20 protein-coding genes are annotated in these 25,433 nt (G+C 72.7%); 12 read left to right on the forward strand and 8 right to left on the reverse strand.

The annotated features are described in order from the left end of the window. Window positions 1–565 precede the first annotated feature (565 nt). Window positions 566–2,101, reverse strand: a complete 1,536-nt coding sequence (locus tag ACIBH3_RS07400; RefSeq protein ID WP_396310935.1) for an MFS transporter — start codon at window positions 2,099–2,101, stop codon at window positions 566–568. Window positions 2,102–2,250: 149 nt separating this feature from the next. Here ACIBH3_RS07400 and ACIBH3_RS07405 point away from each other — a divergent pair, with 149 nt between their 5' ends. Continuing rightward, window positions 2,251–3,258 carry an Lrp/AsnC family transcriptional regulator gene (locus tag ACIBH3_RS07405; RefSeq protein ID WP_396310936.1) on the forward strand — a complete coding sequence of 336 codons (1,008 nt, stop codon included), beginning with the start codon at window positions 2,251–2,253 and terminating at the stop codon, window positions 3,256–3,258. Between the two features lie 153 nt (window positions 3,259–3,411). Here ACIBH3_RS07405 and ACIBH3_RS07410 read toward each other — a convergent pair whose 3' ends face one another. Both ACIBH3_RS07410 and ACIBH3_RS07415 read right to left on the reverse strand, forming a co-directional pair. Beyond that, window positions 3,412–3,846 carry an SRPBCC family protein gene (locus ACIBH3_RS07410; protein WP_396310937.1) on the reverse strand — a complete coding sequence of 145 codons (435 nt, stop codon included), beginning with the start codon at window positions 3,844–3,846 and terminating at the stop codon, window positions 3,412–3,414. A 452-nt stretch (window positions 3,847–4,298) separates the two neighbouring features. Beyond that, window positions 4,299–4,448 (reverse strand): hypothetical protein, encoded by a 150-nt coding sequence (locus ACIBH3_RS07415; protein ID WP_396310938.1) that lies wholly within the window; start codon window positions 4,446–4,448, stop codon window positions 4,299–4,301. A 74-nt stretch (window positions 4,449–4,522) separates the two neighbouring features. Between ACIBH3_RS07415 and ACIBH3_RS07420 the strand changes: the two genes are divergently transcribed. Next, entirely contained in the window at window positions 4,523–6,235 is a 1,713-nt protein-coding gene (locus tag ACIBH3_RS07420; RefSeq protein ID WP_396310939.1) for a GAF domain-containing protein, read from the forward strand. Between the two features lie 35 nt (window positions 6,236–6,270). On the opposite strand, the gene ACIBH3_RS07425 is transcribed toward ACIBH3_RS07420, so the two are convergent. The 3 genes from ACIBH3_RS07425 to ACIBH3_RS07435 form a co-directional block, all read right to left on the reverse strand. Continuing rightward, the gene (locus ACIBH3_RS07425) at window positions 6,271–6,684 is read right to left on the reverse strand and encodes a pyridoxamine 5'-phosphate oxidase family protein (RefSeq protein WP_396310940.1); all 414 of its coding nucleotides are present in this window, start codon (window positions 6,682–6,684) and stop codon (window positions 6,271–6,273) included. Window positions 6,685–6,793: 109 nt separating this feature from the next. Next, entirely contained in the window at window positions 6,794–7,492 is a 699-nt protein-coding gene (locus tag ACIBH3_RS07430; RefSeq protein ID WP_396310941.1) for a response regulator, read from the reverse strand. A 282-nt stretch (window positions 7,493–7,774) separates the two neighbouring features. Continuing rightward, window positions 7,775–8,659, reverse strand: coding sequence for a universal stress protein (locus ACIBH3_RS07435; protein WP_396310942.1), 885 nt, complete (start codon window positions 8,657–8,659; stop codon window positions 7,775–7,777). A 294-nt stretch (window positions 8,660–8,953) separates the two neighbouring features. Between ACIBH3_RS07435 and ACIBH3_RS07440 the strand changes: the two genes are divergently transcribed. From ACIBH3_RS07440 to ACIBH3_RS07465, 6 genes are all read left to right on the forward strand, one after another. Beyond that, on the forward strand, window positions 8,954–9,814 hold the full coding sequence (locus ACIBH3_RS07440) for a universal stress protein (RefSeq protein ID WP_396310943.1): 861 nt from the start codon (window positions 8,954–8,956) through the stop codon (window positions 9,812–9,814). A gap of 237 nt (window positions 9,815–10,051) precedes the next feature. Next, on the forward strand, window positions 10,052–12,760 hold the full coding sequence (adhE, locus tag ACIBH3_RS07445) for a bifunctional acetaldehyde-CoA/alcohol dehydrogenase (protein WP_396310944.1): 2,709 nt from the start codon (window positions 10,052–10,054) through the stop codon (window positions 12,758–12,760). Between the two features lie 99 nt (window positions 12,761–12,859). Next, window positions 12,860–15,127 carry a formate C-acetyltransferase gene (gene pflB / locus ACIBH3_RS07450; RefSeq protein ID WP_396310945.1) on the forward strand — a complete coding sequence of 756 codons (2,268 nt, stop codon included), beginning with the start codon at window positions 12,860–12,862 and terminating at the stop codon, window positions 15,125–15,127. Window positions 15,128–15,148: 21 nt separating this feature from the next. After that, window positions 15,149–15,925 (forward strand): pyruvate formate-lyase-activating protein, encoded by a 777-nt coding sequence (pflA, locus tag ACIBH3_RS07455; RefSeq protein ID WP_396310946.1) that lies wholly within the window; start codon window positions 15,149–15,151, stop codon window positions 15,923–15,925. A 107-nt stretch (window positions 15,926–16,032) separates the two neighbouring features. Further along, window positions 16,033–17,997, forward strand: coding sequence for a PAS domain S-box protein (locus ACIBH3_RS07460; RefSeq protein ID WP_396310947.1), 1,965 nt, complete (start codon window positions 16,033–16,035; stop codon window positions 17,995–17,997). Window positions 17,998–18,218: 221 nt separating this feature from the next. Further along, window positions 18,219–18,740, forward strand: a complete 522-nt coding sequence (locus ACIBH3_RS07465) for a hypothetical protein (RefSeq protein WP_396310948.1) — start codon at window positions 18,219–18,221, stop codon at window positions 18,738–18,740. Between the two features lie 172 nt (window positions 18,741–18,912). Here the strand turns inward: ACIBH3_RS07465 and ACIBH3_RS07470 are convergent, their stop codons facing one another. Then, window positions 18,913–19,296 carry a VOC family protein gene (locus tag ACIBH3_RS07470; RefSeq protein ID WP_396310949.1) on the reverse strand — a complete coding sequence of 128 codons (384 nt, stop codon included), beginning with the start codon at window positions 19,294–19,296 and terminating at the stop codon, window positions 18,913–18,915. A 108-nt stretch (window positions 19,297–19,404) separates the two neighbouring features. Further along, window positions 19,405–20,055, reverse strand: a complete 651-nt coding sequence (locus ACIBH3_RS07475; RefSeq protein ID WP_396310950.1) for a hypothetical protein — start codon at window positions 20,053–20,055, stop codon at window positions 19,405–19,407. A 427-nt stretch (window positions 20,056–20,482) separates the two neighbouring features. Here ACIBH3_RS07475 and ACIBH3_RS07480 point away from each other — a divergent pair, with 427 nt between their 5' ends. From ACIBH3_RS07480 to ACIBH3_RS07495, 4 genes are all read left to right on the forward strand, one after another. Continuing rightward, complete coding sequence (locus tag ACIBH3_RS07480) at window positions 20,483–22,006, forward strand: amino acid permease (RefSeq protein WP_396310951.1); 1,524 nt, start codon at window positions 20,483–20,485, stop codon at window positions 22,004–22,006. Between the two features lie 40 nt (window positions 22,007–22,046). After that, entirely contained in the window at window positions 22,047–23,270 is a 1,224-nt protein-coding gene (locus tag ACIBH3_RS07485; protein ID WP_396310952.1) for an arginine deiminase, read from the forward strand. Window positions 23,271–23,367: 97 nt separating this feature from the next. Further along, window positions 23,368–24,378, forward strand: coding sequence for an ornithine carbamoyltransferase (gene argF, locus ACIBH3_RS07490; protein WP_396310953.1), 1,011 nt, complete (start codon window positions 23,368–23,370; stop codon window positions 24,376–24,378). Between the two features lie 3 nt (window positions 24,379–24,381). Beyond that, a complete protein-coding gene (locus tag ACIBH3_RS07495) occupies window positions 24,382–25,377 on the forward strand; it encodes a carbamate kinase (protein ID WP_396310954.1) in 996 nt (331 codons plus the stop codon). The last annotated feature ends 56 nt before the right edge of the window (window positions 25,378–25,433 follow it).

Consider the following 25,433-nt stretch of genomic DNA (forward strand, 5'->3'; position numbering starts at 1 on the left):
GACGACATGACGCACCGACAGGTTCCGGTGCGGGAAGGGGACATGTGGCCAGGTCGGACGGGTCGTACACGGCCCTCGGGGATCCCGCAGGCCAGGGGTGTTCCCCGGTCGGGACGCCAGTTGGGACGTAGCGGCGCGCGAGAGGGTCGTGCACCGGCGCTGTCCGCCCTCCGCACTCCTGCGCACCACCGTGTCCGCACCGGAACGAGCCCCCCGGCGGAACTCCCCGGCGTGGTCTCGGGCTCGGCCGGCGGGCCCGCGACGGGATCAGGCGCAGCGGTGGGTGGACCATGCAGCGGTGGTGCACGGCTGCCGTCGGGGCCGAACGGCGAGCATCCGGCACTCCGGGGGTTCGGCTGAACCCCCGGAGTGCCGGTGCCTGCGCCTGCGCCGGTGTCTCACGTGACCGCACGGTGACGTGGACCCGCGCATCTCCATCGATCCCACGCCCGGTCCGATGCCCCGCCAGCCGATGCTCACGTACCCGGCCCGGCCGGCGGCGGATACCGGCCCCGCCGCCGCGCCACCCGCGCACGCACTGCTAGTTGGTCGGCCGTTACGGAGGTCAGTTCGCGTCGCCGGGGGCCTGTGCCGCACCGAGGCGGGTACGGCGGCGCGCGGTCATCGCCCAGGCGGCCGGTACGGTCGCGGCGAGCAGCGCGCCGGCCGCCCCCAGTGCGTGCTGCGCGCTGAGGCCCGCGGCCTGCCCGGAGCCGTCACCGTTGAGGTAGAGGCCGCCGACGATGGCGACGCCGAGCGTGCCGCCGAGTTGCTGGACCGCGTTGAGCAGCCCCGCCGCCGAGCCGGTCTCCTGCGGGTGGATGCGGCGCAGCGCGTCGGTGAAGAACGGTGGAGTGAACAGGCCCACGCCGAGGCCGGCCAGAGCGAGGGCGAACGGCAGGCCGAGCGGGTAGTGGCCGACGGGCGCGGTCCGGTAGGCGAGGGCTGCGGCGGCAAGGCCGGCGGCGAGGGTGGCGATGCCGCTGTACAGGACGCGGGTGCCGTAGCGGGGGACGAGGTGGGTGCCGGCGGCCCAGGAGGCGACGGCAAGGCCGGCGGACCACGGCAGCAGGGTGAGTCCGGCGGCGAGCGGGCCGGTGTGCAGGCCCAGTTCCAGGTGCAGCACCACGGTGATCATGACGCCGTTCATGACGGCGAAGAACAGGGTGGAGGTGGCCAGCGCGGCGGGGAAGGTGCGGCCGCGCAGTAGGGACGGCTCGACCAGCGGGGTGCGGCCGGCGGCGGCCGCGCGGCGCTGGTGGGCGGTGAACACGATCAGGACGAGCGCGCCGAGCGCGGCGGCGGCCCATGCGGTGGCACTCGGCGCGCCGGTGCCGGCGGCGAGCGGGCACACCAGCAGCGCGGTGCCGGCCATGGCCAGGGCGGTCCCGGTCGGGTCGAGGTGGGGGCGTACGGGGGCGCGGTCCTCGCCCAGGCGCGGGGCGATGGCCAGGACGACGGCCGCGAGTGGCAGGTTGACCAGGAACACCGCGCGCCAGGAGGTGCCGAACAGGTCGGCGTGGGTGAGCGCGCCGCCCAGGACGGGGCCGAGGACGGCGGACAGTCCCATGACCGGGCCGATGGTGCCCAGTGCCTTGGGGAGCTCGTCGCCGTCGAACATGGCGCGGATCAGGCCGAACGTCTGGGGGATGATCAGGGCGGCGGCGGCGCCCTGCGCGGCGCGCAGGCCGATGAGGGCGGCGGCGGTGGGCGCGAGCGCGCAGGCCAGCGAGGCGAGGGCGAACGCGGTGACACCGACCCGGAAGACGCGGCGGCGGCCGGCGATGTCGCCGAGGCGGGCGGCGGTGAGCAGACCGAGGGCGAAGGTGAGGGTGTAGGCGGCGCTGTACCAGGGGATCCCGGTGGCGGGCCCGCCGAGGTCGGCGTGGATGACGGGGCCGGCGACCTGGACGATGGTGGCGTCGAGGAGGTTCATGGCCTCGGCGGTGAGCAGCGCGATCAGGGCGGTCCACCGCCAGCGGTACGCGGCGGTGGCCGGCCGGTGGGGCGTGGCCGAGGTGTCGTGGGTGGTGTGGCTCGCGGTGCGGGGGGCGGCGCCCGCTGTGGCGGCGCCGCCGGGCGCGGTGGAGTGCTCGGTCATGGGGTCCCCCGTGGGTGTGGTGTGTCGACCTGCGGCCTGCCGGGCCGTCGTTCGGCCTTTCCGCCTGACCACCACCCTGGCCCCGCCCTGCCGTCTGGTTCCACTCATGTCCGCCAGATCGACGATTTCATCCATCCTGGTCGGCTACCTTGAGGGATGAGCTCGAACTGGACGACCTGGACCGTGGCTTGATCCACGCCCTCCATGTGGAGGCGCGCGCCCCTTTCACCCTCATCGCCGACATCCTCGGCTCCTCGACCCAGACGGTGGTCCGCCGTTACCGCCGCCTGCACGCGGAGGGCGGCCTGCGCGTGGTCGCCCTGCCGACCCCGCGCAGCGCCCGCGCGCACCAGTGGTTCGTCCGCCTGACCGCCGCCACCCGCACCGCCCACGACATCGCGCTCGCGCTGGCCCGCCGCCCTGACACCTCGTGGGTCCGGCTGACCTCCGGCGGCACCGAGATCGTCACGATCATCCACGCTGCGCCGAGCGGCCCGGACGCCCACTCCCTCCTGCTGCGCGACATCCCGCGCACTGCCGGCATCACCGCGGTCTCCGCGCACTACCTGCTGCACACCTACCTGGGCGGGCCCACCGCATGGCGCGGCCGGGTCGGCACGCTCACCCCCGAACAGGAGGCCCGGCTGCGCGCCCACGACATCCCGGCCGGCGGCGAGGGCGGAGCCAAGGGTGGAGTCGAGCGTGATGACCCGTACACGCTCACCGATGCCGACCTGCGCCTGCTGGCCGTGCTGCGCGAGGACGCTCGCGCCAGCTACGCGGACCTGGCCGCCGCGACCGGCTCGACGCCTTCCTCGGTCACCCGCCGCCTGACCGAGCTGCGTACGCGCTGCGCGCTGTTCTTCGACGTCGACCTCGAACCGGCCCTCCTCGGCGCCACCGTGTCCGCGCTGCTGTGGATGCAGGTCGCCCCCAGCCACCTCGACGAGGTCGCCACCGCGCTGGCCGCCCACGACGAACTCGCCGTCGTCGCCGCCACCACCGGCCCCACCAACCTGGTCGCCCACGCCCTGTGCCGCGACGCGGAGGCCCTGCACCACTACCTGACCCGACGCGTCGCCCTGGACGCCATCACCCGCATCGAGACCGCGCCGGTCCTGCGCACCTACAAGGCCGCCGCCACCTTGCGTGGCTGACGACCCGCCGCCGGCGTCACCACCGCGGGGGACGGCTCGGTCACAGCCATCCTGGCCAGCCGGGTCATCACCGCACAGGCAGGACAGTGACCACCCAGGAGAAGGAGCCCCCGTCCCCGGGTGCCCCGGCGAGGCGTCGTCAGGGCCGTTGGGTCAGGAGCCGTGCGCGGCGCCGCGATCCTCGATGAAGTGCTTGAAGCGGCGCAGGTCGCCCCGCACCTGGCGATCGAGTACACCCATCTTGTCAGCGGCCTTCTCCGCGAAACCGGTGGGCTGGAAGTCCATGGTCATCCTGACGCGCGTGCGGGTCGCGTCGATCGGCTGGAGGGAGACCATGCCGGTGTGCTTCACGCTCCCGCCGCTGGTGCGCCACGCCACGCGCTCGTCCGGGACCCGTTCGACGATCTCGGTCTCGAACTCACGGGACAACCCGGCGATCTTCGTTCTCCAGTGGGCATGGCGGTCGTCCAACTGCCTGACCTCCTCCACGCCCTCCATGAACTGCGGGAAGTTCTCGAAGCTCGTCCACTGGTCGTAGACGACGCCGACCGGCACATCCACGTCGATCGACTCCTCCACCCTGCCCATCGCTACACCCACCTCCACGCCGCCAAGACGGTCGGTGCGCGAACAGCCTCCCGCGTGGGAGGATCCGCATACAGCACCACCCCTCAATCTCGGCCCTCCGGCGGGCTACGGCAAACCGGCTCGCCCGACTCGTACGCCTGAATACGCCGGAGAGTCCAGCGGGCTCCGCGACCCCGCCTCCGACATGAGCCTGCCGTCGGCCAGGCCCGCCCGTCCCGGCTGGGCGGGTGCGCAGTGCGCAGGCCGGAACCGATCTCGGCGATGCCCCTCTCCGAGCCGGGTCGCGCCGGCCGTCCGGGCCCACCTCGCCGGGGCTCGGCCTCGGGCGCCCCCGAGGACGCTCCGCTCCGGACCACGCCTGCGGCCGTCCGGTCACGCTCGGGGGCCATCCCCCGGCAGCGTTCGCACGGGGCACTCCTGCGCGCCCCCTCCGGCGGCCTGCTGTATCACCATCAGTCGACGACGAAGAGCCGGGCACCCTCCCGTGTGCTCGAACGGTGCGGCTCCATGTCGTTCCCGACCCGGTAGCTGCTGCCCGCCTTGATCGTGACGGCCTCGCCGTTCGCCAGCTCGGTGGTGAGCGTCCCTTCCAGGACCAGCACATCGCACAGTGAGCGGTTCGCCCTCCGTGCCCATCTGAGAGAATCGCCCGGCCGGCAACGACGAGGAGGCTCGCATGGGCGGGGACGAGGTGCGGTCGCGGATCCCGCAGCTGCGGCTGGATGAACTGCTGGAGGAGCTTCAGGCGCGGATCGATGCGGCCCGCGGGACGAGGGACCGGGTGCACAGCCTCCTGGAGGCGGTGCTGTCGGTCGGGCGGGAGCTGGACCTGACCCAGGCGCTGCGGCGGATCGTGGAGGCCGCCGCGATCCTGGTGGACGCCCGCTACGCGGCGCTGGGGATCATCAGTCCGGACGGGGAGAGGCTGTCGCAGTTCCTGACGGTGGGCATGTCGGACGAGGAGGTGGCCGCGATCGGGTCCTATCCGACCGGCAAGGGGCTGCTGGGTGAGCTGATCAGTCACCCGGAGGCCTTGCGGCTGGGTGATCTGTCGCAGCACCAGGCTTCCTACGGATTCCCTGCCAACCATCCGCCGATGAGGACCTTCCTCGGGGTGCCGGTCCGGGTACGGGAGAAGGTGTTCGGCAACCTCTACCTGACCGACAAGCGCGGTGGTGAGGAGTTCGACGCCGACGACGAGTCGGTGATCGCGACGCTGGCGGTGGCGGCGGGGGTGGCGATCGACAACGCACGGCTGTACGAGGAGGCGCAGCGCCAGCAGCGCTGGCTGAGCGCGAGTGCGGAGATCACCCGCAGTCTGCTGTCGGGCAGTTCGCGGTCCCAGGTGGTGGAGCTGATCGCGCAGCGGGCGCGGGAGATCACCGGCGCGGAGCTGGCGGATGTCGTCGTGCCGGAGGGCGACGGCGAGACGCTGCGGGTGGAGCTTGCGCTCGGCGGGGACTCGGGCAGGAGGACGGGCCTGGTGGTCTCGGGGGAGGGAACGCTGTCGGGGGCGGCCTGCACGGAGGGAGCCCCCGTCACCACCGTTGATCTCGCCACTGATCCGCGCCTGACGGACGATCCGCGGCGGGCCGAGCGGCTGGGTCCGGCGGTGGCGGTGCCGCTGGGGCGGAACGCGGGGCACATGGACGCGGTGCTGCTGCTGGCCCGCCGGTCGGGGGAGGCGGTGTTCACCGAGCGGGAGATCGGTCCGCTGCTGGGCTTCGCGGACCAGGCCGCGCTGGGGTTGGAGCTGGCGGGCCGGCGCCGGGACGCCGAGCAGCTGGCGATGCTGGAGGATCGCGACCGGATCGCCCGGGATCTGCACGACCTGGCCATCCAGCGGCTGTTCGCCACCGGGATGACCCTGCAGAGCGCGGCCCGGTTCATCGAGCACCCCGGGGCGTCGGACCGGGTGTTGCGTGCGGTGGGGGATCTGGACGAGACTATCAAGATCATTCGGTCGACGATCTTCGGGCTGCGGGCGCGGGAGGAGACGGTGGGGCAGGGGCTGCGGGCCCGGGTGGTCAAGGTGGTCGAGGAGGCGCAGGCGGCGCTGGGCTTCGCGCCTCGGCTGAGCATGGAGGGCCTGCTGGACACCGACGTGTCCACGGCGGTGGCGGACCACGTGGTGGCGGTCCTGGGCGAGGCCCTGAGCAATGCCGTACGGCATGCCAGGGCCGGGCGGGTCGAGGTGGTGTTGCAGGCGACGGGGACGCAGGTCGTGCTGACGGTCCAGGACGACGGCGTGGGCATCCCGAAGCAGGGCAGGCGCAGCGGTCTGCGCAACCTGGCGGAGCGCGCCGAGGGCCTGGGCGGCGCTCTGGAGCTCGCCGTCCCGCCGGGAGGTGGTGCGCGGCTGGTGTGGTCGGCTCCGCTGGGCGGCTGAGCCCGTCACCGGCCGGCGGCGAAGGGCTCAGGGCATCATGTCCGGCAGGTCTGCGCGGCCGGGAGGAGGCGTCCGGTCACCAGCTCCGGCCGGATCCGGATGGACACCTGGCCGGGGTGCCGGGACGGGGCGGGGTGGCGGAGCGGCTCCTCGGTGACGTCGGCCAGGCCGAGGACGGTGACGCTCCAGCCGCTGCCGTCCGCGGCGCTGACCTCGCCCGCCTCGAACGCCACCACGGCGCCGGACACGGCGCGGACCAGCTCGGATCCTGCGGCGGCGCGCAGCAGCACGCTGCCGTCGTCGCCGAGACGGTAGCGGGTGGGCAGGACGGCCGGCAGGGCGCCGACCGTGTAGACGACGCGGCCGACCGATGCTCTGGCCAGCAGGTGCAGGCATTGCTTCTCGTCGAGCGGAGTGTGATCGGTCGGCGGGATCTGATCGGGCTTCATGTCATTGATGTTCGACTAGGACGGGTTCCCGGGCGAGGGGCCGATGGTCCTGGGAGCCCGTCGGGTGGTCCCGGAGCGGGTCCGCCGTGTGCGCGGGCCCCGGGCGGGTTCACGGGTGGAGGCGGCCGCCCGCGCGGTGGCCGGCGCCGAGGGCCTGGGTGGCGATGACGGCCGCCTGGACGCGCCGCTCGACCCCGAGTTTGGCGAGCAGACGGGAGATGTGGTTCTTGACGGTCTTCTCCGCGAGGTAGAGCCGCTCCCCGATCTGGCGGTTGGTCAGACCCTCGCCGATCAGCGCGAGGATCTCGCGTTCCCGGTCGGTGAGTTCCGGGAACGCCGGGGCCTGCGGGTCGGCGTCGCCGCGCAGCCGCGCCATCAGCCGGGTGGTGGCGCCGGGGTCGAGCATGGACTGCCCGGAGGCGACGGTGCGGACGGCGGAGACCAGGTCGGTGCCGCTGATCTGCTTGAGGACGTACCCGGCGGCACCCGCCATGATGGAGTCCAGCAGTGCCTCCTCGTCGTCGAAGGAGGTCAGCATCAGGCAGGCGAGGCCGGGCATCCGCGAGCGCAGTTCCCGGCAGACCGTCACGCCGTCGCCGTCGGGCAGTCGCATGTCCAGCACGGCGACGTCCGGGCGCAGCGCGGGGACGCGGGCGATGGCCTGTTCGACGGTGGCGGCCTCGCCGACCACGGTGAGGTCGGGCTCGGCGTCCAGCAGGTCGTGCACGCCGCGGCGGACGACCTCGTGGTCGTCGAGGAGGAACACCTTCACGGGGGTGCTCACCCGGGCTGCCGCGCTGTCCGCCATCACGTCTCCGTACTCGTGGACCCGCCGGGTCGGCGGGTCGGATGAAACCTGTGGGGAGTCTGACGGATGAGCGGCGGCGGCCGGTAGGGCCGGACGGCCCTATTCGCGGACGGGGGAGGTGCCGCGGTGGTCGGGCGGTGCGGTGGTCCGACGGTGTGGCGTGGGGGCGAGTAGGTGCGCCGCCTGCCGGCCGAACAGCCCGACGCCGGTGCCCTGTTGATCCTCACCGACGTCACACGCGTCCATACCCGCTGCGGCGCACGACCGGCACTCCGGCCTCCGTCAGTCGTGCGGGACCACGGCGACCGGTGCCTTCGCGTGGTGGAGTACGGCGTGGGCGACCGGTCCGATCCGCATCCCCGCTCGGTGCGGGCGCCGGCGCCGTCCGACCACCACGAGGGCAGCGTCTGCGGACAGATCCACCAGGGCCGACGAGCCGGTGCCGACGCGGCAGTCCTCGATCAGGACCACCTCCGGGTACTTCTCGCGCCAGCCGGTCAACGCGTCCGCGAGCAGCTCGGCCTCGATCGCGCGGAACTGGTCCGCCTCGGCCTGCGGGGGTACCCAGCCGGCATACCCCCAGACCGGCGGCGGCGCCCAGCCGTGGACGGCGCGCAGCACCGCTCCGTGTCGGGAGGCCTGCTGAAAGGCGAAGTCGATGACGTCGTCGGAGGGGGAGCGGGTGTCGACGCCGAGGACGATCTCCCCTCCGGCGGGGCCGCCCGGGCGTTCGTTCCCGGTGTCACGGACGAGCACCGTTGGCACCTCGCAGCGGGCGGCGACCGCGAGGCCGACCGAGCCGATCAGCAGCCCTGTGAATCCCCCGTAGCCTCGCGAACCGAGAACCAGCAACTCGGCCGCGCTGGCGGCTCCGGCCAATTCGTCGGCCGGGTCGCCGGCCGGGTCGCCGGTGCCGATCACCTCGGCCAGGACCTCCAGGCCGGGGTGGGAGCGTCGGACGTCCTGCTGCGCGTCCGAGAGCATGCGTAGGGTGAGGGCGCGCACATCCGTCGGCTGGGCCGGGCCCGCGTGGATGTCGTCGAGCCAGGTCTGCGCGTGGACCAGCCGCAGGCCGAGTCCCCGGCGGACGGCTTCGCCGGCCGCCCATCGGGCGGCTGCGGTGCTCTGCGGGGAGCCGTCGATACCGGCAAGCAGGTACTTGGTCATGGGAATTGTTCTCCGGGATGTGATGGGTGAAGCCGATCGGCATGCCCCGCCAGCCTCCGCCGGCCCGGGAGGGGTGGGTAAGGGCCGGGTGGCCTCCGGACCAGGGCCGCAGGTCCCGGACTGCGCCGCCCGCCCTGGTACTGGGCGCGTGAACCGGAACGCCGGGGACCATCGGGGCGGCGGCGAGGCTGAACGGCCCCTGGCCCGGGCCGCGGCCACGGCCGGAGAGTGGCGAGGAGGGACGGCGGCCGCGCGAACCCGCGCCGCGGTCGCACAGGACGATGGAGGTCAGCCATGAACCACTCCGTAGTGGTGGGAATCGACGGATCGGCGCAGAGCGCGGCAGCCGCCCGCTGGGCCGCGGAGGAGGCCCGTCGAAGCGGCCGGGCCCTGCGGATGGTGCACGTCGTGGACGAGGAAGGCGGCGCACTCGCACGGACGGGGCAACCGGTCGACCGGCTGCCGCGGTCCGTGACCGCGATCCGCGACCGGATCGCGGCCGTGCTGCCGGAACTGGAGATCGCCTGCGAGCGGATCCCCGGAAGCCCCGCGTACGCGCTGGCCGCAGCGGGGGAGCGGGGCGGCCTGCTCGTCCTCGGCTCCCGAGGACTGGGCGGCTTCACCGGTCTGCTCGTCGGCTCCGTCGGGCTTCGTACGGCGGCCCACGCCGGCTGCCCCGTCGTCCTGGTCCGCGACGACGCCGACGGCACGGCCGGAAGCCGGGGCGAGGTCGTGGTGGGCGTGCGGGGTGACCGGCCCTGCGACGCGGTGCTGGCCTTCGCCTTCGACCAGGCGGTCCGGCGCGGCGCGGTTCTGCGGGCGGTGGAAGCCCGGACGTCTCCCGCCGGCCCGTACGCAACACAGGCTCCGCTGGACCAGCGGTCCATCAGGGAGTCGCTGGCGACCGCTCGGCTCGTGCACCTCCAGGACGCGCTGGGCCGCTGGCGGGAGAAGTTCCCCGAGGTCCGTACCCAGGCGGAGGTGGTGGGCCGTGGCGCGGCCGACGCGTTGCTGGAGGCTTCGCGCGGCGCGTCCCTGGTCGTGCTGGGACGGCGGGCACCCGGGCACCCCATGGCCACGCCCCGCCTGGGGGCGGTGGCCCATGCCGTGCTCCACCACGCGCACGGCCCGGTCGCGGTGGTACCGCACGACTGAGAGCGACCGGCGGTGGCTGTGACGGGGATATCGCCGGTCCGGTGACGGTCACCGCCCGCCGCACCGCCGCACCGCCGGACGGGACCAACCACCCTGCGAACGCGGGACCTTCGGCCCGAAGCCCTGCCCCGACCGGCAGGGCCCCCGAACGCCTCCGCGGAGGAAGGCTGTGTGCAGGGGCGCCAACGACGACCGGACGCGCCCGACCCCGGACGACGACCTGAAAGGTGGTCCACCATGCCCCGCCGCCCGCAGACCGCGAGCAACGCCGGACCCGCGAGCAACGCCGGACCCGCGAGGACTCCCCTCACCGCACCCACCAGCCGGGCCACCGCCGACCCGGCCGTGGCTGCCGCGCCCGCCGCCGTGGACCGGCTGGTCCGCGACGCGATGACCTCCCTCGGGGAGTACGCCTCGTTCACCCAGGAGCAGGTCGACCGCATCGTCCGGAAGGCGTCCCTGGCCGCGCTGGCCCGGCACACCGGACTGGCCGTGCTGGCGGTCGAGGAGACGGGACGCGGGGTGTTCGAGGACAAGGCCGTCAAGAACGTCTTCGCCTGTGAGAACGTCACCCACGTGATGGCCCGGACGAAGACGGTCGGGGTGGTGCACCGGGACGAGATCGACGGGATCGTGGAGATCGCCGAGCCGGTCGGCGTGGTCGCAGGCATCACACCGGTGACGAACCCGACCTCCACCACGATCTTCAAGTGCCTGCTCGCGCTGAAGACCCGCAACCCGATCGTCTTCGCCTTCCACCCCTCCGCGCAGCGCTGCTCCGCCGAGGCGGCCCGGACGGTGCGGGACGCCGCGGTGGCGGCCGGCGCACCCGCGCACTGCATCCAGTGGGTCGAGCAGCCGTCGATGGCGGCCACCGAAGCCCTGATGAACCATCCGGATGTCGCCACCATCCTCGCCACCGGCGGCAACGCGATGGTCAAGGCCGCCTACTCGTGCGGCAAGCCCGCCCTCGGCGTCGGCGCCGGCAATGTGCCCGCGTACATCGAGAGGAGTGCCGACCTCAAGCGGGCGGTCAACGACATCGTGCTCTCCAAGTCCTTCGACAACGGCATGATCTGCGCCTCCGAGCAGGCCGTCATCCTCGATGCGGAGATCCGTGACGCGGCGATCGCCGAGTTCCGCAGGCTGAAGGCCCACCTGGCCACGGATGAGGAGAAGGCGCTGCTGGAGCGGCATCTCTTCGGAACGGGTGACGGCACCGCGTGCGCCGGGGGGCGGCTGAACGCGGCGGTGGTGGGCCGGTCCGCCGCGCAGATCGCCGAGGCGGCCGGCTTCGAGGTGCCGGCCGGCACCTCGGTGATCCTGGTGGAGGCGGCGGGAGTGGGGCCGGCGGAGCCGCTGACCAGGGAGAAGCTCTGTCCGGTACTGGCCGTGCTGACCGCCGACTCCCGCCGGGCCGGTGTCGAACTCGCCGCCGCCATGGTGGCGTTCGACGGACTGGGGCACTCGGCCGCCGTGCACACGGAGGACGAGGCGTTCGCCGAGGAGTTCGGGCACGCGGTGAAGGCCTGCCGGATCATCTGGAACGCGCCCAGCTCCCAGGGGGGCATCGGGGACGTCTACAACGCCTTCACGCCCTCGCTCACGCTGGGCTGCGGCTCGTACGGCCACAACTCGGTGGCCGGCAACATCTCGGCGCTGAACCTCGTCAACATCAAGCGGATCGGGCGGCGCAACACCAACATGCAGTGGTTCAAGGTCCCGCCGAAGATCTACTTCGAGCGCAACTCCGTCAAGTACCTGGCCAGTATGCCGAACGCCCACCGGATCGTCGTCGTCACCGACCGGACCATGGTCGAGATCGGCCACCTTGAGCGGATCCGCGGCATCCTGGACCGGCGCCGGGAGCCGGTCGAGGTGCGGGTGGCCGACTTCGTCGAACCCGACCCGAGCATCGACACCGTGCGCAGGGGCGCCGAGCTGATGCGCGCCTTCCGGCCGGACACCATCATCGCGCTCGGCGGCGGCTCGCCGATGGACGCGGCCAAGGTGATGTGGCTGATGTACGAGCACCCGGAGGTGGACTTCGCCGACCTGAAGGAGAAGTTCTTCGACATCCGCAAGCGCGCCTTCACCTTCCCCGACCTCGGCGAGAAGGCCAGGCTGGTCTGCATCCCGACCACCTCGGGCACCGGCAGTGAGGTCACCCCGTTCGCGGTGATCACCGACACCACCACCGGCCAGAAGTACCCGCTCGCCGACTACGCGCTGACCCCGAGCGTGGCGATCTGCGACCCGGCGCTCACCACCCACCTGCCGCGCGCCGTCACCGCCGACACCGGATTCGACGCGCTGACCCACTGCATCGAGACCTATGTCTCGGTCTATGCCAACGACTTCACCGACGGTCTGGCCCTCCAGGGCATCCGGCTGATCTTCGAGAACCTGGAGCGGGCCGTGGCCGACGGGCCGGACGACCCCGTCGCCCGCGAGAGGATGCACAACGCCGGCACCATCGCCGGCATGGCCTTCGGTTCCGCCTTCCTCGGCGTCGTCCACGCCATGGCGCACACCCTGGGCGGCACCTTCCACATCGCCCACGGCCGCACCAACGCCCTGCTCCTGCCGCACGTGATCCGCTACAACGGCGGGGCGCCGGCCAAGGTCACGGGCTGGCCCAAGTACCGGAGCTACGTCGCCCCCGAGCGCTACCAGGACGTCGCCAGGATGCTCGGGCTGGCCGCCGACACCCCCGAGCAGGGCGTCGAGTCGCTGGCGTCCGCCGTCGAGGAGCTGCGCGACCGGGTGGGCATCCCCCGCTCGTTCAAGGAGGCCGGGGTCGACGAGGCCTCCTTCCTGGCGGCCCTGCCGCAGCAGGCGATGAACGCCTACGAGGACCAGTGCGCCCCGGCCAACCCCCGAATGCCGATGCTCGACGACATGCGGCAGCTGATGCGCCAGGCCTACTACGGCCACCGGAGCTGAGAACCGACGGTCCCGCACCCGGGACCTTCCCAGGCCGTGCGGGAACCGCCGGCCGAAACCACCGCGGTGCCGAGGGGCATCGAGAGGGGAACGGCGACCATGACCACCGAGCAGGCGGAGACGACCGGCCACAGTGCCTGGGCCGGATTCAAGGGCGGCCTGTGGCGCGACGCGATCGACGTCCGCGACTTCATCCAGCACAACTACACCCCGTACGAGGGCGACGGCGGCTTCCTGACCGGCCCCACCGAGCGGACTTCGGCGGTCTGGAAGAAGATCACCGACCGCTTCCCCGAGGAACGGGCCAAGGGCGTGTACGACGTCGCCCACGACATCCCCTCCACCATCACCGCGCACGCCCCCGGCTGGATCGACCGGGATCGGGAGCTGATCGTCGGCCTGCAGACCGACGCCCCGTTGAAGCGCGCCATCATGCCCAACGGCGGCTGGCGGATGGTGGCCGGAGCCCTGGAGACCTACGGCTACCCGGTCTCCGCCGAGCTGGCGAGGACCTTCACCGAGTACCGCAAGACCCACAACGCCGGAGTCTTCGACGCCTACACGTCCGAGATCCTCGCCGCTCGCAGGGCAGGCATCATCACCGGCCTGCCCGACGCCTACGGCCGCGGGCGGATCATCGGCGACTACCGCCGGGTCGCCCTCTACGGCGTCGACCGCCTGATCGCGGCCAAGCGGCAGGAGAAGGCCGAACTGCACGCGCTGCCAGGCGACCCCGCCCGTCTGGAGGAGGTCATCCGGCTGCGCGAGGAACTCGCCGAGCAGATCCGCGCCCTGTACGAGCTCAAGGAGATGGCCTCCGCGTACGGATACGACATCTCGGGCCCCGCGAGGACCGGCCGGGAGGCCGTCCAGTGGCTGTACTTCGCCTACCTGGCGGCGGTCAAGGAACAGAACGGTGCGGCCATGTCGCTCGGCCGTACCTCCACCTTCCTCGACGTCTACCTCCAGCGGGACATCACCGGAGGCCGGCTGACCGAGAGCGGAGCCCAGGAGCTGATCGACGACTTCGTCGTCAAGCTGCGGATCGTCCGCTTCCTGCGGACGCCCGAGTACGACCAGCTGTTCTCCGGCGACCCGACCTGGGTCACCGAGTCGATCGGCGGTATCGGCGAGGACGGCCGTCCGCTGGTCACCCGCACCTCGTTCCGCTACCTGCGGACCCTCTACAACCTGGGCCCGGCGCCCGAGCCCAACATGACGGTCCTCTGGTCGCCGGAGCTCCCGCGCGGCTTCAAGGAGTTCTGCGCCCAGGCGTCGATCGACACCTCCAGCATCCAGTACGAGTCGGACGAGCTGATGCGCCCGCGGTTCGGAGACGACACCGCCATCGCCTGCTGCGTGTCCGCGATGGCCGTCGGCCGGCAGATGCAGTTCTTCGGCGCCCGGGTCAACCTCGCCAAGACGCTGCTCTACGCGATCAACGGCGGCCGCGACGAGGTCTCCGGCGCCCAGGTCGGCCCGGAGACCGGCGTGATCACCTCGGAGGTCCTCGACTACGAGGAGGTGCTGGAGCGGTTCGACCGGCAGCTGGAGTGGCTGGCCGAGACCTACGTCCACGCGCTGAACGTCATCCACTACATGCACGACAAGTACGCGTACGAGCGCCTTGAGATGGCCCTGCACGACCGCGACGTCCGCCGCACCATGGCCTGCGGCATCGCCGGACTCGCCGTCGCGGCCGACTCGCTCGCCGCGATCCGCTACGCGAAGGTCACCCCGGTGCGCGACGCGACGGGCCTGGTCACCGACTACCTGGTCGAAGGGGACCACCCCGCCTACGGCAACAACGACGACCGCGCCGATTCCCTCGCGGTGCGGCTGGTCGAACAGTTCATGGCGAAGGTGCGCAAGCACCCCACCTACCGCGGCGCCGAGCACACCCAGTCCGTCCTGACCATCACCTCCAACGTCGTCTACGGGAAGAGGACCGGCAACACCCCCGACGGCCGGCGGGCCGGTGAACCCTTCTCGCCGGGCGCCAACCCGATGAACGGCCGGGACCGGCACGGCTATGTGACCAGCGCGCTGTCGGTCGCCAAGCTGCCGTACGAGCACGCCCAGGACGGCATCTCGCTGACCAACACCGTGACACCCGAGGCACTCGGCCGCACACGGCGGGAGCGGACCGCCAACCTCGCCGGGGTGCTGGACGGCTTCACGGCCGTGGGCGGCTTCCACATGAACGTCAACGTCCTCGACCGAGCCACCCTGCTCGATGCCATGGAGCACCCGGAGAACTACCCGCAGCTGACCATCCGGGTCAGTGGCTACGCCGTCAACTTCGTCCGGCTGACCCGCGAGCAGCAGCTGGACGTCGTCAACCGCACCTTCCACGGCTCGCTGTAGCCGGCCCCAGGAGGACTCCCCATGGCCGTCACGCTCGGCACCGCCATCCCGCTCGGGCCGCCCGGGACCGTCACCGGCTCGGTGCACTCCTGGGACGTGTCCACCGGCGTGGACGGCCCCGGCACCCGGTTCGTCGTGTTCCTGGCCGGCTGCCCGTTGGACTGCCTCTACTGCCACAACCCGGATACCCGCCGGATGTCCAACGGCACCCGTACGACCGCCGACGCCGTGGTCGCCGAAGCCTCGAAGTCCGCGGCCTTCATCCGTGCCGCCGGCGGCGGAGCGACCGTCACCGGCGGCGAGCCGCTGCTCCAGCCGGCCTTCACGGGAGAGCTGTTCCACCGCTTCAGGCACGAGCTCGGCCTGCACACCGCGCTGGACACCTCCGGGTTCCTCGGCGCGCGGGTGGACGGCGCCCTGCTCGCCGACGTCGACCTCGTCCTGCTCGACATCAAGTCGTGGGACCGTGACCTCTACCTGCGGCTCACGGGACAACGCCTGGAGCCCACCCTGGACTTCGCCCGCCGGCTGGCCGACCTCGGCAAGGAGGTCTGGCTCCGGTTCGTGCTCGTCCCCGGACTGACCGACGAGCCCGCGAACGTCGAGGGCGTCGCGCGGTTCGCCGCCTCGCTCGGCAACGTCGCGCGGGTGGACGTCCTGCCCTTCCACACGCTGGGGGCCGCGAAGTACCAGGCCATGGGGAGGCGGTTCCCACTCGCGGGGACCCCGTCACCCACCCCGGAGCAGCTGCACGCCGCCCGGTCGGTGTTCGCCGGCCACGGCCTCTGTGCGGTGTGATGCCGACGCGGTCGAGAAACGACAGGAACAGGCTGAATCGGCCTATTCCGCAACGGTTTCCGCACATTGGTCCACCAGTCCCCGCGCTCTCACTAGCGTCCTCTTCCATGGTCACCCCTCGCAGTCACCAGGTCGAAGACTCCTTGCACCGAGGTGCCGCCGGTACTGCGGCGATCCCGCGCCAGAGCGCCTCCGACCGGGACATGGACGAGCTGCGGGCCGCCGAGGAGCGTTTCCGGGGGCTTCTGGAGTCCGCGCCGGACGCGATGGTGATCGTGGACGACCGCGGGGTCATCAGGCTGGTCAACGCACAGACCGAGGCGCTGTTCGGATACCGCCGGGACGAACTGCTCGGCAGACCCGTGGAGACCCTGCTGCCCCAACGCTTCCGCGCCCACCACCCGCAGCACCGCGGCGGCTACACCGTCACCCGGCGCACCCGGCCGATGGGCTCCGGGCTCGACCTGTACGGGCTGCGCCGGGACGGCACCGAGTTCCCCGTCGAGATCAGTCTCAGCCCGCTGGAGACCGCCGAGGGCCTGCTGGTCTCGGCCGCCATCCGGGACGTCAGCGACCGCAAGGCAGCGGAGGCCAGGATCAGCGAGCTCGCGGCGCTGGTGGAGTCCTCGCAGGACGCGATCATCACCCACACCCTGGACGGCAGGATCACCTACTGGAACGCGGCCGCCCACCGCCTCTACGGCTACAGCCCCGAGAACGCGATCGGCCGCCACATCGCGACGCTCGCCCCGCCGGAACGCAAGGACGAGGTGACCGCCCTGCTGGAGCGGCTCGCGCGCGGCGAGCGGGTGGAGAACCACGAGTCGCTCCGGGTGGCGTCCTCCGGCCGGCTGCTCGACGTCGACGTCACCCTCTGGCCGACCCGGGACCAGTACGGGGCGATCCGCGGCGCGTCCGCGATCGTCCGCGACGTCGCCGACCGCAAGCGGGCCGAGCTGGAGCTGACCCGGCTCTACGAGCAGCAGCGGCACATCGCGCTCACCCTGCAACGCAGCCTGATGGGCTCGCCACCCGACATCCCCGGGATGCGGACCGCGAGCCGGTATCTGGCCTCGACCGAGGGGGCGGGCGTCGGCGGCGACTGGTTCGACCTGGTGCCGCTCGGCGCGGGCCGCATCGGCGTCATCGTCGGCGACGTCATGGGCCGGGGGCTGGAGGCCGCCGCGGTGATGGGACAGCTGCGCTCCTCCGCGCACGCACTGGCCAAGACGGGCATGCCGCCGCGGCAGCTGATGCAGGCACTGGACGCCGTGGTCGCCGACCTGCCGGACCAGCTGGTCACCTGCTGCTACCTGGTGATCGACCCGGACGCCGGCGAGGTGGCGATCTGCTCCGCCGGCCACCTGCCGGCCCTGCTGGTCTCGCCGGACAACACGGTACGCGAACTCCGCGCGCCGGTCAGCGTTCCGCTGGGGGTGGGTGACATCCCACACCAGCAGGCGACGCTCGCCGTCCCGCCCGGCTCCACCCTGGTCCTGTACACGGACGGTCTGGTGGAGACCCCCGAGAGTGATCTCGGTGCCCAACTGGACGCACTGGCCGATGAGCTGGAGCGATCCTTCATCCAGACACCCGACCTGGAGGTGGTCGCCGACCGGGTGCTCCGGGCGATGCTGCCCCGGACGGACCGCTACCCGGACGACGTGACGCTGCTGCTCGCCCACCTTCCCGCCCCGCCGCTGGCGACCGCCGCCGTCGAACTGCCCGCGCTCTCCTCCTCGGCGGCGGCCGGCCGCCGCTTCCTGCGGGCCGCCCTCCGCGAGTGGGACTGCTCCGCGGCCGAGGACACCGCCTGCCTGCTCAGCTCCGAGCTGGTCGCCAACGCGGTCCGGCACGCCCGGGGGCCGATCGGGCTGCGCCTGCACCGCACGGCCAGGGAGCTGACGGTGGAGGTCTCGGACACCAGCCCCTCGCTGCCGGTGCCCCGGCTCGCCGACCACGCCAGCGAGGACGGCCGGGGCCTGTCCCTGGTGGAGGGGCTCGCCCGAGGCTGGGGCGCCCGCCCGACCGTCACCGGGAAGACCGTCTGGTTCACCCTGGTGATCGACTGACCGTGTGCCCGGCCGACGTACCGTCAGCCGACGGGCACCGCGGCCACCGGGTCCCGCCGCCGCCCAGCGGGAGCCGCCGGGCTGAAGGTCCCGGCACCGTGGCCCGAACGGACCGTGGTGGGGGCCGCCCGCCCGATGCAACGCAAACACGCTCCCGCCCCGGGCCGACACATCCGCGTGGGGTGCGGCCGGGGCGGGCCCGGTGTCGGTACGGTGAGCCGGTGAACCGCCTTCTGCCGTGGCCGCGGCGACGTGACCGGGCCGGTCGTCCGGCGTCGCGGACGGACTATGCGGGGGCCCTCTACGGCTCGCTCCTCGCCGCCTCCGTGATTGCCACGGCCGGTGCGGCCGGCGACTTCCCACGGTTCCAGCTCGTGGCGCTGCTCCTCGTGACCGGCCTGGTCTTCTGGGCGGCCCACGTCTATGCGCGCCTTGCCGGGGAGCGCCTGACCGGCCAGGGCATCAGCGGGGCCGAGGTACGAGCGGTCGGGAGGCACGAGTGGCCCATCGTCGAGGCAGCCGTGCTGCCGGCCGCCGCCGTGGCAGTCAGCCCCCTTCTGGGGCTGGGGCTGAGCGGCGCCGCCTGGCTGGCGTTGGCGGTCGCGGTGGCACAGCTGGTGGCCTGGGCCTTCCTCGGGGCGCTGCATGCCGGTGCGTCCCGCTCCCAGGCGGCCGTCGAGGGCGTGGTCAACCTGTTCCTGGGGTTGGTCCTGGTGGCGGCGAAGGCTGCCATCGGGCACTGAGCCTCCTCGGGGGCCGACGCCGATCGGGTGACGACCGGACGGTCAGCGTGAGGGGCAGAACGAACGGGGTTCCCCGGCAGCCGGGTGAGGACTCCGCCGACACACCGGACTTGATCGGCGCCCAGGCAGCGTGCCGGCGGGTGCCGGTTCCGCGCTGCCAGGACGCACCTGGTCAAAGGGGCTGGAGCCGGGTGCGCAGGAGGCAGAACTCGTTGCCTTCCGGGTCGGCCAGGACGTGCCAGCTCTCCGTGCCAGTCTGGCCGATGTCCACGGGCCTGGCGCCGAGAGCGAGCAGCCGCTCCAGCTCGGCGTCCTGGTCGCGGTCGGTGGCGTTGACGTCGATGTGCAGTCGGAGCTTCCCGGTCCGCGGGGCGCTGCTGGGGCTGATGACGAGGGTGGGCTGCGGGCCGCCGAAGCCAGCGTCGGGCGGCCCGATCTCGATGCTTCCGTCGTCCTCCCGGCCGAGTTCGACGTAGCCGAGGACCTTGCTCCAGAATGCGGCGAGCCGGTCGGGGTCGGCGGCGTCGATGACCAGCTCACTGATGCGGCATGCCATGCCCGTCAGTGTACGTAGAATCCGGGGTGGGTCACAGGAACGGGGTACCCGGTCGGGTCGGCGCCGAGGCAGTGCGCGCGGCCACGCTGGGCGTCTGCTGCGGCCGGATCAGCTGAGCTGTGTGTCACCGGTGGTGCCGGGGCTGCGGAAGGAGCGGCCGGTCCAGGCCGGCTCTAGCCGGGTCCAGGAGTCCTGCCAGCCCCGGGCGGCCCTGCGAGCCAGCCGGTTCAGCCGCAGGCCGAGGGCCGAGGCGATGAGGACCGACAGGAAGCCGAGGGTGAGCAGGCCGACGTAGGCGGCGCCCGCGGCGAGGTCGGTGGAGCTTGCCGGGGCGGCGGAGAGCCGGCCGGTGTCGGTGACCCAGATGCCCACCGTGGTCCCCGGTGCGGTGTGCCGGGCGACGCCGATCGTACCGGTGTTGAGCCGGCCGGCCGGGTAGGTCCAGGACGCCTTCGCCTGATGGCCGACCCTGCCCGGGGCGGTGGAGGGAGGCGTCCGCCGGGCCGGGGTGAGTACGACCGCGTCGAGATGGTGCAGGTGAGCCGACGTCACCGCGGTCTGCCGCTGCGCGGAGGTCAGCTCGGCGAGGGCAGCGGTGGTGGCCAGTGCGGCGGCCAGTGCGAGGCCCAACGCCGCGAGCAGCAGCGCCCGGCTGCGGGCCCGGTCCAGAGGGCGGCTCAGCTGGTTCCGCTCGGCGCCGAGAGCCCGGCGCAGGTGCCGGCGCCACGGTCGGACGGCGGGGCGGGGCGTGTGCGACATGTCGGTTCTCCTCTTTCGGGATGCGGGCCGGCCGGCAGGGCTGCCGCCGCTCCTTCGCCCCCATCACCTTCTCGGCCGGGACCAGGGCGGGCCCAGGGACCGACGGGACCCTGGGGGCGGCCGGTGGTCCCTGCGGTCGTGTCAGCCGCTGCTCGCCCGGCGGACCGTCAGGCGGCACGGCGCGGGCGGACTGCCGCCCGAAGCACTCGGTGGGGCCGGGTGCGGGCGGCCCGCCGACCGGTGGATCCACCTCCGGCGGGCGCCCGCCCGGGACCACCGGGGCGCAGGAGGGAGGACCGGTGGCGACGCAGGAGGGGCCGACGGTCCCTGGGACGGCACACCACCGCGACCTGAGGATCTTCACCGTGGGCAGCGAGCACAGCGGTGCCCGACCCCGAACTTCCAGCACACGGCGAAGGAGCCCCTCATGTCCGGACACGACCGCGCAAGACCGCCGGCGAACGCGGCGGACGGCGACACGCAGCAACCGGGAAGGGAGAGCGGCACGTTCGGGCTGCCGACCGCGACCGCGCTGGTCGTCGGCAGCGTCATCGGTACGGGAGTGTTCGCGCTGCCGTCCGCGTTCGCACCGTACGGGCCGATCGCGTTGGTGGCGTTCGTGGTGGTGACCATCGGAGCCCTGGCGCTCGCGGCGGTCTTCGGGCGGTTGTCCAAGCGGGTACCGGGCAGCGGCGGACCGTACGTCTACGCCAGGCAGGCCTTCGGCGAGTTCGCCGGGTTCCTGACCGCCTGGTCGTACTGGATCACCGCCTGGGCCGGCAACGCGGCGATCGCCGTGGCCTGGGTCGGCTACGTCGAGGTGTTCGTCAACAAGGGACACCAGACCTGGGCGTCGATCGCGATCGCGCTGACGGGCCTGTGGCTGCCGGCCGCCGTCAATCTGGTCGGAGTGCGCAGCATCGGCGTCTTCCAGGTCGTCACCACCGTACTGAAGTTCCTTCCGCTGGCGTTCATGGCCACCGCCGGGCTGCTGTTCATGAAGTCCGCGAACTTCGGTGCGTTCAATGCGAGCGGTACCTCCGCGCTCGGCGCGGTGTCGGCGGCCGGCGCGATCGCGCTGTTCAGCTACATCGGCCTGGAGACCGCTTCGGTGGCGGCCGGCCGGGTGCGGGAGCCGGAGCGCAACGTGCCCCGGGCGACCATGTACGGCACGCTGGCCTGCGCCGCGATCTACCTGCTCGGCACGCTGGCCGTCCTCGGTACCGTTCCGCACGCCCAACTCGGCTCCTCGGCCGCACCGTTCACCGATGCGATGAACCACATCGCGGGCGGCCACTGGGCCGGCAACCTCGTCGCGGCGGCGGCGATCATCTCCGGCCTCGGCGCGCTCAACGGCTGGACCCTGATCTGTGCCGAAATGCCGATGGCCGCGGCCCGCGACGGGCTCTTCCCGGCCACCTTCGCCAAGGTCCGGGGCCGCGGCGAGGTTCCCGCCTTCGGCATAGTCACCGCCACCGTCCTCGCCTCCGTCCTCACCGTGGTCAGCTACACCCGCTTCACCAAGGTCTTCACCGAGATCGTGCTGCTGAGCGTCCTCACCGCCGTCATCCCGTACCTGGTCTCGGCGGCCGCCCAGCTGTACTGGCTGGTGCTGCACGGCCACGAGGAGCTCGACCGGCGCCGCCTGGCCCGGGACACCACCGTCACGGTGCTCGCGCTGGCCTTCTCCTACTGGTCCATCCAGGGCAGCGGCTACCAGACCGTCTACTACGGCCTGTTCACCATCCTGCTCGGCATCCCGGTCTACATCTGGCTCAAGCGCCCGCATGCCGAGCACGCCACCGCAGCCCTCACCGCGGCCGCCGACCCGCCCGCCGCGCCGCCCGTCCCGGCCGTCACCGCGCCGCAGCCGGGGGCGGCCAGGGGCGCCCGCTCCGTCGGCCTGTCGACCCTCCTGCGCCGCGCCCTCGCCCCGCGCCGCCAGCACTGAGAGCCAATCCCACGAGCACCGAGAACGAGGAGCACCAACGATGTCCACCCTTCGTGTCGATTCCGAGGCCGGCCGCCTGCGCCAGGTCGTCCTGCACCGCCCCGGCCTGGAACTGTCCCGGCTGACCCCGCGCAACGTCGACGGACTGCTCTTCGACGACGTCCTGTGGGCCAAGCGCGCCCGCGAGGAACACGACGCCTTCGCCCAGGTCCTGCGCGACCACGGCGTGCGTGTCCACCACTACGCCGACCTGCTCGCCCGGACCCTCGAACTCCCGCCCGCCCGCGCCTGGTTGCTCGGGCAGGTGGTCACCCCGGCCACCGTCGGCCCCGTCCTGGTCGACCCGGTCCGGGAGCTGTGCGAGGACCTGGACGCGGAGACCCTCGCGGAGTACCTGATCGGCGGAGTCCTCAAGGACGACCTGCCGTTGCGCAGCCCGCACAGCCTGGTCTGGGACACCGTCGGCCAGCAGGAGTTCGCCCTCCCCCCGCTGCCCAACCACCTGTTCCCGCGGGACAACTCCTGCTGGATCGGCAACCGGTACAGCCTCAACCCGATGGCGCGCCCGGCCCGCCGCCGCGAGACCCTGCACACCGCGGCGATCTACCGCTTCCATCCGCTGTTCGCCGAGACCGCGCCCGCGTTGCTCGACGGCACCGAAGTCACCCCGGGCCTCACCCTGGAAGGGGGTGACGTCCACGTGATCGCCGAGGGCGTCGTCCTGGTCGGGATGGGGGAACGAACCACGCCGCAGGCGGTCGAGGCCCTCGCCCAGAGCCTGTTCCTGCACGGCACCGCCCATCGGCTGATCGCCGTCCGCCTGCCCTCCAGCCGGGCGTTCATGCACCTCGACACGGTGATGACGATGATCGACCGGGCCACCTTCGCGCTCTACCCCGGCATCGCGGACTCGCTGCGCTCCTGGACGCTCACCCCGGCGCCGGAACAGCCGGCAGGCTTCGACGTCGCGCCCGACACCGACCTCGCGGCTTCGCTCGCCGAGGCCCTCGGCACCGACAAGGTCAGGTTCCTCTCCGCCGAACAGGACGCGCGGGCGGCCGAACGCGAGCAGTGGGACGACGGCAGCAACTTCCTCGCGCTCGAACCCGGCGTTGTCGTCGGCTACGAGCGCAACACCGCCACCAACACCTACCTGCGCAAGCAGGGCATCGAGATCGTCACGATCGCGGGCTCCGAGCTCGGCCGCGGCCGCGGCGGCCCGCGCTGCATGAGCTGCCCGATCCAGCGCGACCCCGCCCACTGACGACCGATCCCCGCCATCCGGCGACCGGTCGGCGACAGCCACCACCGGCCACCGAGCGCCCGCGGCACCCCACCCACCACCCGAAGGAGCACCCGTCATGACCGGTACCCTGTACGGCCGCCACTACCTGCGCGAGCTGGACTTCACCGCCGCTGAGATCCACCACCTGCTCGACCTCGCCGCCGAGCTCAAGGCCGCCAAGAAGGCCGGTACGGAGGTCCCGCGGCTGACCGGCCGCCGGCTCGCGCTGATCTTCGAGAAGAACTCGACCCGGACCCGCTGCGCCTTCGAGGTCGCCGCCGCCGACCAGGGCGCCACCACCACCTTCCTCGGTCCTGACAGCTCCCACATCGGGCACAAGGAGAGCGTCGCCGACACGGCCCGCGTGCTGGGCCGGATGTACGACGGTATCGAGTACCGGGGCTTCGCCCAGGAGACCGTCACCGAACTCGCCCACCACGCGGGCGTCCCGGTCTACAACGGTCTGACCGAGGAGTGCCATCCCACCCAGAGCCTGTGCGACGTCTTCACCATGCGCGAGCACAGCCGCAAGCCGTTGGAGAAGATCTCCTTCTGCTACCTGGGCGATGCCCGCAACAACACCGCGAACTCGCTGATGGTGATGGGAAGCCTGTTGGGCATGGACGTGCGGATCGCCGCGCCGCGCGCCCTGTGGCCCGACCCGCGGCTCGTCTCGCGGTGCCTGCTGCTGGGCGAGCGGAGCGGGGCCCGGTTCACCCTCACCGAGGAGGTCGAGGAGGCGGTGCGCGACGCCGACTACCTCTACACCGACGTGTGGGTCTCGATGGGCGAGGACCACGATCGGTGGTCCGACCGCATCGCGCAACTGCTGCCCTACCAGGTCAACGCCAAGACCCTCGCCGCCACCGGCAACCCCGCCACCGCCTTCCTGCACTGCCTGCCCGCCCTGCACGATCACCGCACCGACCTCGGCGCCGAGCTCGCCGGCCGGCACGGGCCGGAGGGCCTGGAGGGTCTGGAGGTCACCCACGAGGTCTTCGAGTCCACGGCGTCCCTGGTCTTCGACCAGGCCGAGAACCGCATGCACACCATCAAGGCCGTGCTGGTCGCCACCCTGGGAGTCTGAGCCGTGCGCATCGTCGCCGCCCTCGGCGGAAACGCCCTGCTCCAGCGGGGCGAGCACCCCGACGCCGCCGTCCAGCAGCACCACGTCCACCAGGCCGCCGCCTCGCTCGCCGAACTCGTCCTCGCCGGCCACGAGCTGGTCATCACCCACGGCAACGGCCCCCAGATCGGCCTGCTCGCCTCGGAGAGCGAGAGCGATCCCGCCCTCACCGCCCCCTACCCGCTGGACGTGCTCGGGGCCCAGACGCAGGGAATGATCGGCACCCTGCTGGTGCGCGAGCTCACCACCCGGCTGCCCGGTCGGGCGGTGGTCGCCCTGGTCACCCACACCGAGGTCGACCCGCACGACGACGCGTTCCGGCACCCCGCCAAGTTCATCGGCGGGCAGCTCACCCGGGAGCAGGCCCGGAGGATGGAGCGCGAACGGGGCTGGACCACGGCCGACGACGGCCCGCTCCCGCGCCGCGTCGTCCCCTCGCCGCGGCCCCGCGCGGTGCTCGAAGTCCCCGCCCTCCGCGAACTCCTCGCCCGGGGAACGGTGGTGATCGCGGCGGGCGGAGGAGGAGTCCCCGTCACCCGGGACCCGGAGACCGGCCGGGTGCGCGGCGTCGAGGCCGTCGTCGACAAGGACCTCACCGCGGCCCTGCTCGCCGAACAGCTCGACGCCGACGCCCTGTTGATCCTCACCGACGTCACCCATGTCTTCACCCACTACGGCACCGCCCACCCCGGACCGCTCACCAGCGTCACCCCCGAGCAGCTGCGCGAGCTCGACCTGCCCGAGGGGTCGATGCGCCCCAAGGCCGAAGCCGTCGCCGCCTTCGCCGAGCGGACGGGTGCGCCGGCCGCCATCGGGCCGCTCGACGACGCCCTCGGCACGATCCTCGGCACCACCGGCACCACGGTGCGGGCGCTGCCGGCAGCAGGCGAGAGGGACCCCAGGCCCCCGACGACGGGACCTTCGGCCCTCGGTACGGCACCACGGCACACGGCAGTCTGAACCCACCGGGACGGGACCGCAGCTGATGCCCCGTCCCATCACTCCCGCGGCGACAG

Origin of the sequence: Kitasatospora sp. NPDC050543 (genome assembly GCF_044457565.1) — a bacterium.
Lineage (GTDB): Bacteria > Actinomycetota > Actinomycetes > Streptomycetales > Streptomycetaceae > Kitasatospora.